The 14,307-nt window shown below is 58.1% G+C and carries 11 protein-coding genes; 4 read left to right on the forward strand and 7 right to left on the reverse strand.

Going from position 1 to position 14,307, the window contains the following annotated elements; all coding sequences use genetic code 11:
* Position 1: 1 nt before the first annotated feature.
* Positions 2-502: an inorganic diphosphatase gene (locus U6G28_01560; GenBank protein ID WRS31173.1), complete on the forward strand. Its 501-nt coding sequence runs from the start codon at positions 2-4 to the stop codon at positions 500-502.
* A gap of 149 nt (positions 503-651) precedes the next feature.
* Positions 652-1,953 carry an alpha/beta hydrolase gene (locus U6G28_01565; protein WRS30406.1) on the forward strand — a complete coding sequence of 434 codons (1,302 nt, stop codon included), beginning with the start codon at positions 652-654 and terminating at the stop codon, positions 1,951-1,953.
* Positions 1,954-1,957: 4 nt separating this feature from the next.
* Here the strand turns inward: U6G28_01565 and U6G28_01570 are convergent, their stop codons facing one another.
* The 4 genes from U6G28_01570 to U6G28_01585 all read right to left on the reverse strand — a co-directional run bounded on the left by U6G28_01570 (position 1,958) and on the right by U6G28_01585 (position 5,849).
* Entirely contained in the window at positions 1,958-3,130 is a 1,173-nt protein-coding gene (locus U6G28_01570) for a hypothetical protein (GenBank protein WRS30407.1), read from the reverse strand.
* A gap of 90 nt (positions 3,131-3,220) precedes the next feature.
* A complete protein-coding gene (locus U6G28_01575) occupies positions 3,221-3,493 on the reverse strand; it encodes a hypothetical protein (protein WRS30408.1) in 273 nt (90 codons plus the stop codon).
* A complete protein-coding gene (gene feoB / locus U6G28_01580; GenBank protein WRS30409.1) occupies positions 3,490-5,616 on the reverse strand; it encodes a ferrous iron transport protein B in 2,127 nt (708 codons plus the stop codon). Before feoB ends, U6G28_01575 begins: the two co-directional genes overlap by 4 nt.
* On the reverse strand, positions 5,613-5,849 hold the full coding sequence (locus U6G28_01585; protein ID WRS30410.1) for a FeoA family protein: 237 nt from the start codon (positions 5,847-5,849) through the stop codon (positions 5,613-5,615). The genes feoB and U6G28_01585 overlap by 4 nt, the downstream gene beginning before the upstream one ends.
* A gap of 127 nt (positions 5,850-5,976) precedes the next feature.
* Here U6G28_01585 and U6G28_01590 point away from each other — a divergent pair, with 127 nt between their 5' ends.
* Positions 5,977-6,303, forward strand: coding sequence for a DUF2218 domain-containing protein (locus U6G28_01590; GenBank protein ID WRS30411.1), 327 nt, complete (start codon positions 5,977-5,979; stop codon positions 6,301-6,303).
* A 215-nt stretch (positions 6,304-6,518) separates the two neighbouring features.
* Here the strand turns inward: U6G28_01590 and ppdK are convergent, their stop codons facing one another.
* Complete coding sequence (gene ppdK, locus U6G28_01595) at positions 6,519-9,224, reverse strand: pyruvate, phosphate dikinase (protein ID WRS30412.1); 2,706 nt, start codon at positions 9,222-9,224, stop codon at positions 6,519-6,521.
* A gap of 108 nt (positions 9,225-9,332) precedes the next feature.
* Entirely contained in the window at positions 9,333-10,826 is a 1,494-nt protein-coding gene (locus tag U6G28_01600) for a DUF4127 family protein (protein ID WRS30413.1), read from the reverse strand.
* Positions 10,827-11,048: 222 nt separating this feature from the next.
* Here U6G28_01600 and U6G28_01605 point away from each other — a divergent pair, with 222 nt between their 5' ends.
* On the forward strand, positions 11,049-11,435 hold the full coding sequence (locus U6G28_01605; GenBank protein ID WRS30414.1) for a PspC domain-containing protein: 387 nt from the start codon (positions 11,049-11,051) through the stop codon (positions 11,433-11,435).
* A gap of 267 nt (positions 11,436-11,702) precedes the next feature.
* Here U6G28_01605 and U6G28_01610 read toward each other — a convergent pair whose 3' ends face one another.
* Positions 11,703-14,243, reverse strand: coding sequence for an ATP-dependent Clp protease ATP-binding subunit (locus tag U6G28_01610; protein ID WRS30415.1), 2,541 nt, complete (start codon positions 14,241-14,243; stop codon positions 11,703-11,705).
* Positions 14,244-14,307 lie beyond the last annotated feature (64 nt).

Below are 14,307 nucleotides of genomic sequence, written 5' to 3' on the forward strand. Positions count from 1 at the left end.
GATGGAGTTCGATGTAACCGTGGAGATCCCAAAGGGGAATCGAAATAAGTACGAGGTGGACCATGAGACGGGCAGAATCCGTCTCGATCGACTGTTGTTCACCTCAACCCGGTATCCGGATGACTATGGGTTTATCGATGACACCCTGGGGGAAGACGGCGACCCGCTCGATGCTTTGGTTCTGCTCGAAGAACCGACATTCCCAGGTTGCGTGATCCGTTGTCGCGCACTTGGAATGTTTCGCATGAAGGACGAAATGGGCGGCGATGACAAGGTACTTTGCGTTCCTGCCGGTGACCACCGAGCCGCATGGCGTACGGAAATCGAGGACGTTTCCGAATTCCACCGTCTTGAGATCCAACACTTTTTCGAGGTCTACAAGGATTTAGAGCCGGGAAAGTCCGTCGAAGGCGCTCACTGGGTGGGCCGTGAAGAAGCCGAAGACGAAATTCGTCGATCTTTCGAGCGTGAGAAACAGCGTATCCAGCGCGAAGGGCACTAAAGTCCGGCATCGCGAGTTCGTTTCCTAGACCGTGTGCAGAGGCGACGCGCCGCAGGGCACACGAGCGAAGGGTTGCCGAGTCAAGTCGAGCAAGTGCACCGCCGCGAGAGTAGGAAGCAAATTGCGACGCGAAACACTAGCCTGGAGCTGTGAGCAAGCGATCGCAGTCAAGACAAAACAGGTCTCGGGACAACGAACCGGAACTAATCCGACCGGGTTCTCATGATCCAGGTCAAGAGGAAGCCAATCTTGAGCTGGACCTTGACCTGAACCTAGAAGAAGAGCTAACCGACGCTGAGATCGAGTCAAAGTTTCCTGAAACCGTCCCCTCGGGCTCAAAAGAACAGGGGTCTCTCCCAAGCCCGGAAGCGCTAGTGCCGTGGGGAGAGGCTGGCGCTCCTGCGCCCGACTCGTGGGTAATCGATGTGCTGGGGGGACCGTTCGAGTCGATGGCCACCAACCTCGGAGATGATGACGAGGGTCCGGTTGTCGCTACCCTCGTTCGTCGTCGATTTGCAGACACGTTTAGGGGCCGACGGGCAAAGAAACACGCTAAGTTCGCGCTATTGTTCGTCCACGGACGGAACGACTACTTCTATCACAGCGAGTTTGCCGAAAGGATTGCTGAACTGGGCGGTGCGTTCTACGCACTAGACCTACGGAAGTATGGACGGTCTCTTCGCCCATGGCAGACAATCGGGTACACGGATGATCTCGAGGTTTATGACGAAGAGTTAAACTGGGCGACCCAAATGATCCGTCAGGAGTTCCCTCACCTCCCGCTAGTGGTCATGGGCCATTCAACCGGTGGTCTCATCATTCCGCTTTGGGCTCGGAGGAACAAAGGGGTCGTCAGCGGGATGATCCTGAACTCTGCTTGGCTTGAACTCCAGACCATGACCGCAATCAGGCCCGCGCTCCAGAGAGTGACAACACAGCTCGCTCGGGTCCGGCCCAGGGCCTCGGTCGTAGGGCAGTCGAAGAATAACGCCTATTATCGAACGATTGCTGAGGGCTGGGCCGGTTCTGGCTTTGAACTTCCCAAGGACTTGATTGCACTAGAAGACGACCCGGCAGTTCGGGGCTGGAATCCCTTTCCGCAGTGGAAGCTTCCATTTTCTTATCCGGCACCGGCGGCGTGGATGCAGACAATTCTGGAGGGACACGCGGAGGTCGAAAGGGGTCTCGACCTCGATTTTCCAATCCTTTCTATGGCATCAACTGCAACCGGTGACGAGGAAGAGTGGACGCCCGAGGTGTTCACCAGTGATCTGGTCCTCAACGCCAAGTTGATCGCGGAAAGATCAGCGGTGCTGGGACGTCAGGTGACAATTGAGCGCTTCAGCGGAAAGCACGACCTACTTCTGTCTGACCAGCCAGTTCGCGAAGCCATTTATGACACGGTGGCACGCTGGCTCAAATTCGCCCAAATCTGCGGCTCAGGCCGCTAGGCGATCAACTCCACTGCCTGATCTCTTCCAGCGCGTCAGCCAAGGTTGGACCTTCTGAGCTTGCCAATCGCCACGCGCTCCAGCCATCAGCCGCCCAGATGCCTTCTGCCTGCAACGCATCAGTCGGGTCATCGTAGTGACCGGATGGAACCGAGACTAGGCCCTCGGCCGTCAGTTTGGCACCCTCGGGCGTGCGCTGCTCAGCGCGCAAGTAGAGGGTGACGTCGCCTCCAGCGGCGTGAGCGATCAGCGCCAGGTCGGAGATGTCTGAAGGAACGGGTTCCTCCGCGGCCGTCGAATGATGACGTTCAACCCGGCTCGGCAGATGCGATGTTTCATCAGTCGATGCGTGGCTCTGGACAACCGGGCCCGATAGCCGGAACGGATGGCGTTGTTCCGTGCGTCGCTGCGATCTGAGTGAACGACGAGTTGGAAGCGCGGTTGGAGGCACTGCCAAAGGGGCCGGAGTTTTCACCTCTGGGGTTTCGTGAAGCTCGTGAACCGCCGCGTCACCAGAGTGTCGCCCATGCGCCTGGGACGGAGCCTCTTCCGCCTCCACTCCCGCCTCAATGACAGGGAGAACCGCCGAGGTCTCAAGCAGAGTGTTGGCGCGATGTCCGTAAACTCGCGGACCAACAACATCGACGTCGAGGAAAGCGCGCCCATTAGCCATCTGCCGAAGCGACATCTGGTGTACCTCTACCCCTGAGGACGAGAGTACATCCAGCGCGGGTCGAATCTCTTCAGCAATCTCGGAGGTAACCAGGATTAGGCGGGGACCGTTGGGCGGTGAGGGAGGCATCGCCTCACGGAAGGAAACCCACTCTCTGCGAAACCCATCCGGTCCCATCGGGTATGTGCGAGCCAGATCAGCCCATGAAAGAGACGCCGTATCTGAGAGACGCGAAAGAGAGTCAATCAAGATATCTGCGTCCAGCCGCCGCATCACCTCGACTGCGACCACCTGTCCGGAAGCGTCCAGGCCAGTAAGGCGAGAGCACTCTGCGTTACTCGCGTGCTCCTCAGTTGACCATGCAATCGGGAACAGCGGACGAGAAACGATTTCGAGCACCTGGGACTTAATTGCCTCAAGGACCTCGTCTGTGAAGCCATCGGGAACATCATGCCCGAACTGCGCGGGAACCAATCGGCCATTCTCTAGCTCGAAAAGTGCCATGCCAAGCCCTCCAATAGAAACATGTGCAAGCTATTGTCTCACGCCTTATCCGCACCCGAACCCCACTGAGGGCCATTAGCCCCATCGGCATCAGTTCAGCGAAAGGGGGCAACCGGCACAGTGCAGTCTTACCTGCTCGGTATCAACCCCACCGCAAGCCCCGAGTCCAGAAGCACAAAGAGACGTAGCTGACATCAACATTCCTCGGCGTTCAAGTTCATCAACCATCAGCTGTGCCAGCCCCAGAGAGATCTCCTCGTTCAATGCGATTGACTCAACTGTCGCCCCCGCATGAAGGCGCGCTACCACCCGATCCGTAAGAGAGACCGGACGCGTAGGTAAGCCAGGATTGACAAGGCTCATAAGAAGAGCCTTCCTATCTGGAAAACGCCGGTGGCAAGGAGCCATGCAACGATCAACTGGACCAGAACCGCAGCGGCGGTCAGGCGCCCGCCAATCTGGCGTGCCTGTTCGGCGACAGTAGCAAGACACGGGGTGTATGTAAGTACAAACAGCAAGAATGCGAACGCGGCCAAAGGCGCGGCGTCGCCAGCAGACTCCTCGAACGAACCTCGAACCAGCTCCGGAAGCTCTCCCAGGTCGTCTCCCCCGTCCTCGGCGTCTCCGGCAGCGGCCTCGTCCATGTTGTACGAGACGACGATCGACGAGATCACAGTCTCCTTGGCCACGAAACCGGTCATAAGTGCCCCGGTCATGTGCCACTCGCCAAACCCCGCCGGCTCAAAAACAGGCACCAGACCCTTGGCCACCGCGCCGTAGGCAGACTGTGACATCGGAAGTTCCGGATCGGCAAAAGAATGTTCCGAACTGGTAGGAATCGCCCCCAGCAACCAGACGACCGCCGTCATAACCACGATGATCTTTCCGGCACCTTTGACGAATGACCACGCCCTCATCCAAGTGTTCTTGATTGTTAGGACGACTCGAGGAACCCCGTATGCTGGCAGAACCAGCATCAGTGGGGCCCGTCCCTCGTTCTTGGTTATGAACGGTTTGAGCACCAGGGCACCCAACACAACCATCAAAATCGACACGACGTACAACGCGAAAACCACGGTCCCAACGTTGTTTGGGAAGAAAATCCTGGCGATCATCAGGTAAATGGTCAGGCGTGCAGCGCAGGATGTGTAGGGCGTAACCAATACTGTCACCAAACGCTGGCGAGCATTCGGAAGACTTCTGACTGCCGCGAGTGAGGGTAGATTACAGCCAAACCCCATTATCAGCGCCATGATAACGCGACCGTCCAGACCGATCTTCCTCATCACCCGATCACCAAGGAACGCCGCCCGCGCCATGTAACCAGAGTCTTCCAAGACAGAAATCAACAGGAAGATCACGAACATAAGGGGGAAGAAAGAGGCAACCACGCCGAGTCCGGTTATCAGTCCGCCCACCAGCAGCCCCTGAAGCCAGGTGTCTTCGAGCCCCAATGAGCCCAGCACGGCGTTCGTCCCGTTAGCAACCGAAAAAGCTCCAGGTTCCTCAGATGTGAAAATCCCGTCGAAGAAATCCATGACCGGCCCGACCCAGTCGCCAGCGATCTTGAACAGCAGCCACATCAGCGCGAAGAACACTGGAATTCCAAACCAGGGGTTCAGGAGCACACGATCGATTCTGTCGGAGCGCGAAAGACGCGCCTCGGACGAGCCTTCCCGCCCCAACTCGGTTTCGATACGACTGATCCAGGTGAAGATCTCAGAGACGCGATCATCCTCGGTGCGAACGATGCCCGCCTTTGTGTATGACTCAGGCATCACAGAGCACGCATCGCCGCCGCAGACGCAAGAATGTGGTGGTGAGGGCGCCGAGGATACAACCGGGTTGAAGCCCGGCGCATTCGGATCGGGAGTCAAACCAAGAACATGAGGTTGCCTGGCTAGTCCTTCGGCAATCAGCTCCGTCGCCTCTGCAACACCATCGCTACTTCGTGGATCAATAACCGCGACCGGAATCCCGAGTTCATCCGATAGTTTTGTCGGATCAACCTGGTTCCCGTCTTCGCGTGCAATGTCCCCCATCGTCAGCGCCGCGACAACGGGGAAACCACTTTGCGCTATTTGAGCAAGAAGATAAAGCGATCGCGCCAAAGCCGCCGCATCCAGAACAGCTACAACAAGGTCTATCGAACTGTTGGTCTCCGGACCCGCGTAGGTTCCCTCGTCACCCTGGAGCGTTTCGACGACTACCTGTTCGTCTGGCGACTGCGCAATAAGCGAGTACGTGCCGGGCATATCTAGCACCCGAACGCCCAACTTCGTGCACTTGCCGACCGAGACTTCAACGGTAGTTCCCGGTGCATTGATGATGGCCTGACTTCCGCCAGTTACCCCATTGAACAGGGTCGACTTCCCGACATTGGGGTTACCGACCAGCAGAACAGTCGGTTCTTGATGGTCATGCGCCGGGAGTGCTGGGACCGTTGAAGATACGCCAGATGCTCCACTGCAGTGGGGACAGCTCACGACGGATCACCCTGGAGTTGGAGGACCTCAATGTTCCGTGCACTACGACGGTCGACGGCGATTCGGGTTCCGGAGATATTGATGACCACTCCTCCGAAGGCTGCTCGATTCACACAGAAGAAGTTCGCTCCGGGACGAACGCCAAGCTCCTTTAGCCGAAGACAGTACTGGGATCCAACGTCGATGCTTACAATCTGCGATTTAACGCGCAACGGACACTCACCTAGGTTCACATAACTATGGTAAGGCTCTCCTAAGTAAAGCGGTAGGTCAATGATCCCAAGAAGAACTCACCGTTGTGCTGGGTCGCAGAATGAATTCGCTCTTCACAAGCCCATTGCCCGTCCATACACTCGGGCCATGGTTACTCACTCCACTGTAAAAACGGACCGACCAGAACGATATGCCAAGCAACTGGTCTCTCATCTATCACGCAAGTGTCAGAGCGAAGAGGTTGAGCACGGGACTCGACTGCGTATTGCTCCCCCCGAGGGCCCGGTGGCCTATGGCACGGTCCTCGTCGTCCCCGGCTCTGAAGATGGCGCTGGCTCCCTCGTACTCATCGCTGAAGGCGACAGCGAAGAGGCCCTTGAACGCGCGAAGATGGTGCTAGGCAATCACCTGGTTCGCTTCGGGGAGAAGGATGGCCTGGTAGTTGAATGGCATGACGGCCCCCTGGGGGTCTAGAGAACTCCCCTTCCGCTAAAGAACTTCCCTTCCCCTGAGTCCTCTTCCCCTTCTCCGCGTTTGCCAATCAGTTAGGGGACTTTCTTCGCCCTTTTTACCGCGTGTCGCACCCCTAACTGATTGGCAAACGGAGGGAGACACGCGATTGGGCCCCGGTAGTCGGTTGATCTCTCAACTATCTACCGGGGCCCAACTACAAGCCAACTAGGTCCTAACTAGGCCTGTTCCATCACCGTTGCGCGGCCAGCCTCAAGTCGGGCCACAGGAACGCGGAATGGAGAGCAAGAGACGTAGTCCAGACCGATCTTGTTGAAGAAGTGGATTGAGTCCGGGTCACCACCATGCTCGCCGCATACACCTAGCTTCAGGTTCGGCTTGGTCTTGCGACCACCTTCAGCACCCATTTGAACCAGCTTGCCGACTCCGTCAACATCGATCGACTCGAACGGTGAAACCCCGAACACTGCCTCCTCGATGTACAGCGGGAAGAAGACACCCTCAACGTCGTCACGTGAGAAGCCCCAGGTGGTCTGGGTCAGGTCGTTGGTACCGAAGCTGAAGAAGTCAGCCTCGCGAGCCAAATGCTCAGAGACAACACAGGCGCGGGGCAACTCGACCATGCAGCCGATCGGGATATCCAAGGAAACCCCGTGCTCTTCCTCGATCTCCTTCAACACCGGCTCAATCTGATCGCGAACAATCTGGAGTTCACGAACCGAAGCCACTAGGGGAACCATGATCTCGGGGCGAGGGTCGGCGCCCGCAGCCTTGAGTTCGGAAGCAGCCTCAGCCAGAGCACGTGCCTGCAGCAGGAACAGACCCGGCAGGTACAGACCCAGGCGCACACCACGAAGGCCAAGCATAGGGTTCTGTTCGTGCAGACGACGGACCTCCGTCAGCAGACGCTGGCGCTCATCGGACAGCTCCTCGCCCTTCTCCTTGGCGATAGCTGCCTCAATCTCAAGGGAAGTGAGGTCTGGAAGGAACTCGTGTAGTGGCGGGTCAATCAGGCGAACAGTCATGGGCTTGCCGTCCATGACTTTCAGCATCTCAAGGTAGTCGCCCTTTTGAAGCTCTGCCAGCGCATCGTAGGCTTCCTGACGATCGTCAGAACCGGGGGCGGACAGGATTACACGCTCAACCAGCGGACGACGCTCACCGAGGAACATGTGCTCGGTACGGCAAAGGCCAATGCCCTGTGCGCCGAAGTCGATGGCGCGCTCAGAGTCCAATGGAGTGTCAGCGTTTGCACGGACCTGGAGGCGACGAACCTCATCAGCCCTGCTCAGAATCTTGTCGACGGACTCGACCAGTTCACGGGTGCCCTCATCATCACCTGCCGCCTCCAGTCCGGCCTCAAGACCGTTTGCTAGGTAGGCGGTAACAGGCGAATCCTGAACCGGGACCTCGCCTAGGAAGACTTCGCCAGTAGAGCCATCGATGGTGATGGTGTCGTCAGCGGTCAGCACGTACTCTCCGACCTTCATCGTTCCGGCTTCAGCGTCGATATTCAGGGCCTCCGCGCCGACAACACAGGTGGTTCCCATGCCACGCGCAACCACGGCCGCGTGTGAGGTCTTGCCACCACGAGCGGTCAGCACGCCCTCGGCCACGACCATACCCGGGAGATCGTCAGGGTTGGTCTCGCGACGAACCAGCAGACAGGGAACCCCTTCTGCGGCAGCGGCCTCGGCCTGTGCATTATTGAAGACGATCTTTCCGGCGGCTGCGCCCGGGGAGGCAGCCATACCGCGGGTGATCAAGACCTTTTCCGCGTCAGGGTCGATCTGCGGGAACATCAGCTGGGTTAGCTGTTCACCGGTGACACGCGTCAACGCCTCATCCTTGGTAATCAGCTTCTCGTCAACCAGCTGGGTGGCGATCCGGAATGCGGCGGCGGCAGTGCGCTTACCCACGCGGGTTTGTAGCATCCACAGCTTGCCCCGCTCGATGGTGAACTCAATGTCGCAGAGATCCTGATAGTGCGTCTCCAGTTTGCGCATAATGGCGCGGAGCTCTTTGTACGCCTCCGGATCTTGCGTCTCAAGAGCAGCCAGCGGTTGAGTGTTGCGAATACCGGCAACGACGTCCTCGCCCTGAGCGTTCATTAGGTAGTCACCATAAACGCCAGAGTGTCCTGTAGAGGGGTCGCGGGTGAAGCAGACGCCCGTGCCCGAGGTGTCGCCCATGTTTCCGAACACCATGGTCTGCACGTTGACAGCAGTGCCCAGGTCCTCGGGAATGCGCTCGCGACGACGGTAAATCTTGGCCCGCTCGGTGTTCCATGAGCGGAAGACGGCCTCGATGGCCATGTCCATCTGTGTGCGGGGATCCTGCGGGAAATCTTGGCCGGTTGCTTCCTTGACGATCTTCTTGAAGGTCTCAACCAGTTCCTTCCAGTCCTCAGCGGTGAGGTCGGTGTCTGCTTTGACACCGCGATCGGCCTTCATTTCCTCGAGAGCCTCAGAGAAGAGGTCGCCGTCGATGTCCAGAACCGTCTTGCCGAACATCTGGATCAGTCGGCGGTACGAGTCCCATGCGAAGCGCTCATCGTCTGCGACTTTGGCCAGGCCGCCAACGGAATTGTCGTTCAGGCCAATGTTCAGAACTGTTTCCATCATGCCCGGCATCGAAAACTTCGCACCCGAGCGGACTGAGACGAGTAGCGGATTGTCGGCGTCACCCAGGCGACGACCCATTGTGTCTTCGACCTTACGGAGTTCCTTGGTAACTTCGGTAGAGAGTTCCTCAGGGACCGAACCTGAATCGAGATATACCCGGCATGCTTCGGTGGTAATGGTGAAACCCGGGGGGACTGGCAGGTCCAGGCGAGTCATCTCGGCGAGATTTGCGCCCTTTCCTCCCAATAGGTCCTTCATGTCCTTGTCGCCCTGGGAGAAATCGTAAACGTACTTGACCATAGGTCTTTCGTACCTCCGTAGTGGTGTGATTGCGGCTGTGCAAACTAGCTTTATCAGTTTATCAACCCAAACGACACGGACCTTTGGCTATACGTCACGTCCAGAGTCCTAGCTGAAGTGGATGTCTACCTCGAAACTCCGCTTCCATGGGAACTCGACGCTTTGAACCACGTAGCCGTCCGCCAGACCCCAGTGAGACAGATAGTCATTCATGGTCGCAACCGTATGCGCCGCCGCCGTATCAAGCGCTTTCGCTGACACTGGCCCGAAACTCCCCTCGAACACGCCCGTCATCAGGTCGCGCCGGATCAGTGCCTGGTACGCGACATCGTCCATCAGCCTGCGTCGAAGGGCGATCTGCTGGGCACGCGAATCCAGGGTCCCATTCAGTGTGCCAACGACAATGGCAACTCCGGTGGCGACAGCGGCGCCCAGTGCGTTACCAGCGGTGTTCCACCCCCCGTAGGCCGCGAGCTGGCTAAGCAATCCCTGCTCCGCGAGCGCCTCAATCATCTGGGTATCGCCTCCGTTGACGAACCGCACGTCTGCCAGAACAACGGGCAGTCCCGTACTCAGTGCCTCGCGCACAACCTCGACTGTCGCAGTCGTTTCTCTCGGATCGGACGAGGGCGACTGGGCCGATGCGTTGTCGCCGCGATCTGGATCCGGACCGTGGACGACTAGGATCATGTCTGCTTCTTCCTCGTCCACCTCTTTCCCACCTGCGGCCGAGATCTGTCTAGTAATTGACTCTCCAATGGGACCGTTCTCGTAGGGAGGGATCAGCTTCAAACTCGCCGGGGTTCCTGTCGCCACTTTTATTCGCGGCTCCGTCCCCGTTGTAGTCGTGATCGCGCGTGCCATCAGGACTGCGCCGGTCTCATCGGCCCCGGGATACCCAATAACCGGGAGAGTTGGCGCTCCAAAGATCCTCCAGTACTCAAGCCAACTCTGTTCCGCGGAACCTGCCGAGAACTCTGCGGTGTCATCGGCGGTTATGGCCAGGTAGTCCAGCACCTCGTCCCACCGCATCTGAAGCGCGGCCAAGTTGACGATGTGATTTCGCAATCTGCGCCGCGCAAAGTCCTCAAGAACCCACGAAGGAACATCCCGCTTAACGCCGTTGGATTCATCGTCTTCCTGACCAACCCACGCGCGGTGCGTCTCTCCACCGTGATGGTGGAGGTCGCGTCCCCAATCCGACCAGTATTCTGGCTCTTCAACGCTCACGTATGAGTCGCTAGCCCGAGTAACAAGAGAAACGGCAAGCATTGGTAAATCGGGTTTCGCTTCGTGGATCTCACGCAGGGTGTGCAGACGCCCGACCGACTCCTCTACAGTGCTGTTTGTGGTTCTGGCCGGAATCAGCCCCCCGTAAACCAGGGTGTCGAGGGAAGCAACGATCGCGTCCGCGTCTTCCGACTGACTTTTCAGCCAGTCGGCAAGGGCATCGGTGTTCCCCGGGGTTCTAAAGCTGGGAAGGATCTCTTGCCCCGGAAGTTCGCATCGGTACCCTGCAATCCGTGCAACCTCCTGGACTAGCCCGGTATTTACCGGCCTCTCGTCGAGAGGAAGCAGGGCAACCTTGGGATCACTACTCACGGACTCATCCTTCCGACAGACTTTCACTCGTCACAAGGATACGTGCGCGGCGGCGAGACGAAATCCTGATGGCGGCATAGCAAACACTAACGGCGACACCATCAGACCGGGTGCTAAATCTACTCTTTACTCTCCGGCAATCCCGCCGAAAACGTATGGATAACCCTCCTGCGCTCGAAGCATTCAAATAGAACAATGGATGCCAGAAAGAAAGGTGCAGCAATGCAAAAGAAGCTGGTAAGGGATCCCAACAATAAGATGATCGCGGGCGTTTGCTCAGGGATCGCGGAATACTTTGGGTGGGACGCGACCTGGGTGCGAGCTGCGTTCGGAATCTCTCTCTTGTTCGGCGGGACCGGGTTCTTTATCTACATTGTTCTGTGGATCGTTATGCCTGAGGGACCAATGTATCCAGTACCACCACAGTGGCCCGCACCAAACTCAACCGAGTACCCAGGATTCGAGTACCAGGGAAACCCCTACCGGGCGAGCACATATCCCGCGGACGGGAACCCAACGGACCCCTATCAAGCGAACAACTATCCTCCGACCACCTATCCGCAGACTTCCTATTCTGATTCGGCACAGTCTGAAGACAGAGATTCCTGACCTCGAGACCTGCCCCTGAATCTAGACGCGGGACCCGGATCCGAATCGCCCGGCATCAGGATCGGCCAACGCCCCAATAGATCGGCCAGCCGAGTGGCAAGACATAGTTCTTTCTGTGTCTCGCCACTTTCGGTAATTCTGTGGCCGATCTCGGCCTGTGTGGCGACCGAGTCCCCCCAGCGACCAAGCCTTAGGGGAACAGAATGCCCTGACTCAGCTTCCTTTTCGGACGAGAAAGCTGAGTCAGGGCATTCGCAGTATTGGCAGCTATTCGCTTACCGGCGTTGCCTCTATCTGGCTGGCATCGGAGGGAACCCCGATAACCGGGTCATCAACAGAACGCTGGGGATCACCGTTGAAAGTGAACTCCTTCTTTCCGTCCACTTCTGCAACACCAATCGTTACAACGTCCCCAGAGCCAAGCGTGCCGAACAGGATCCGCTCAGAGATCGCGTCCTCGATATCACGCTGAATCACACGACGCAGCGGCCTAGCACCGAGCACCGGATCATAGCCGCGTTCGGCCAGAAGTTCTCTCGCCTCATCACTCAGCTGCAGACCCATTCCCTGATCCTCGACGCGTTTGGCAAGGTTGCCGATCATCAGGTCAACGATTTCCTTGATGTTGTCCTGGGTCAGCGGCGGGAATACCACGACGTCATCAACACGGTTGAGGAACTCGGGGCGGAAGTGCTGCTTAAGCTCCTCATTCACCTTGGCCTTCATCCGGCCGTAGTCATGGGTTAGCGACTCAGTAGTCTGGAATCCGGTCAGGACACCCTTGTTAATGTCCCTGGTCCCCAGGTTGGTTGTCATCAGAATGACCGTGTTCTTGAAGTCGACCTTACGGCCTTGAGCGTCGGTCAGACGTCCCTCTTCGAGGATCTGCAACAAAGAGTTGAAGATGTCGGGGTGCGCCTTCTCAACCTCGTCGAAGAGCACCACAGAGAACGGACGACGGCGGACCTTCTCGGTCAGCTGACCGCCCTCGTCATATCCAACGTAGCCCGGGGGGGCACCGAATAGACGTGATGCGGTGTGCTTCTCGGAGAACTCGGACATATCTAGCTGGATCAACGCGTCCTCGTCCCCAAACAGGAACTCGGCGAGGGTCTTAGCCAACTCAGTCTTACCAACGCCGGTCGGACCGGCGAAGATGAACGAACCGCCAGGACGCTTCGGGTCTTTCAACCCCGCCCGCGAACGACGAATCGACTGGGACAGAGCGTGAACCGCCTCTTCCTGACCGATGACTCGCTTATGAAGCTCGTCTTCCATGTTGATCAGCTTGGTGGTCTCAGTCTGCGTCAGCTTCACGACCGGAATACCGGTGGACATGGCGAGGACCTGAGCGATCTCATCTTCAGTTACCTCTGAGATTTCGGCATCGCCATCTCCGCGCCAGCGCTGTTCTTGCTCCTCGCGTTCCTTCGCCAGGCGCTTCTCCTGGTCGCGTAGCTCCGCGGCCTTCTCGAAGTCCTGGTTATCAATCGCTGACTCTTTCTGCATGCGCAGGTCAGAAACCTTTTCATCGAGCTCGCGTAGCTCAGGCGGTGCGGTCATGCGACGGATGCGCAAGCGCGCTCCCGCCTCGTCCATCAGATCGATCGCCTTATCCGGCAGGAACCGGTCGGAAACGTAACGGTCAGCCAGAGTCGCCGAAGCCTCAATAGCCTCGTCAGTAATGATCACACGGTGGTGCGCCTCGTAGCGGTCACGCAGACCCTTGAGAATCCCGATAGTCTCCTCAAGACTCGGTTCATCGACCTTCACCGGCTGGAAACGACGCTCAAGCGCCGCATCCTTCTCGATGTGCTTGCGGTACTCGTCGAGCGTGGTGGCCCCAATAGTCTGCAGTTCACCGCGAGCGAGCATCGGCTTCAGCATCTGGGCCGCGTCGATCGAACCCTCGGCAGCGCCGGCACCCACCAGGGTGTGGATCTCATCAATGAAGACGATGATGTCGCCCCGGGTCTTGATTTCCTTGAGGACCTTCTTTAGACGTTCCTCGAAATCACCCCTGTAACGGGAACCCGCAACCAGCGAACCCATGTCCAAGCTGTAGATCTGCTTGCCCTTAATGGTTTCGGGGACATCGCCGCGGACTATTGCCTGCGCCAGCCCTTCGACCACAGCGGTCTTGCCAACGCCGGGTTCACCGATCAGAACCGGGTTGTTCTTGGTGCGGCGGGAGAGGACCTGCATTACGCGTTCCATCTCATTTTGACGACCGATCACCGGGTCAAGCTTCCCCTCGCGCGCCGCCTGGGTGAGATTGCGACCAAACTGTTCGAGGAGGGCTGAGTTGCCTCGTTCCCGATCCCTCACCGGAGCGCCGCCCGTGCCGACGGACTCCTTGTCATTCTGCGACTGGTAGCCCTGAAGCAGCGACATGACCGCCTTACGAATCGAGTTCGTGTCGATGTTCATCTTGTGGAGAACCTGAGCGGCAACGCCATCGCCCTCCTTCAAGAGCCCGAGCAACAGGTGCTCAGTACCGATGTAGTTGTGACCGAGCTGAAGTGCCTCACGGAACGAAAGCTCGAATACACGCTTGGCGCGAGGAGTGAACGGAATGTGTCCCTCAACAGGCTTCTCCCCCTCGCCAATCAGCTCGATTACGGTCTGGCGAGCCTCGTCCAAACCGACTCCGGCGATTTCGAGGGACTTCGCGGCAACACCGTCACCCTCGTGAATCAGTCCGAGCAACAGGTGCTCAGTACCGATGTAGTTGTGCTTGAGACCGCGGGCCTCTTCCTGCGCCAAAACGATGACGCGACGAGCACGGTCGGTAAAGCGTTCAAACATCGCTTCCCCCTAACCAGATGGGATTCTTGACTTGGGGCCGGGAACAGGCCTCGGCCCGTGACTG

This window comes from Actinomycetaceae bacterium MB13-C1-2, assembly GCA_035621235.1.
In the GTDB taxonomy this organism is placed as follows: domain Bacteria; phylum Actinomycetota; class Actinomycetes; order Actinomycetales; family Actinomycetaceae; genus Scrofimicrobium.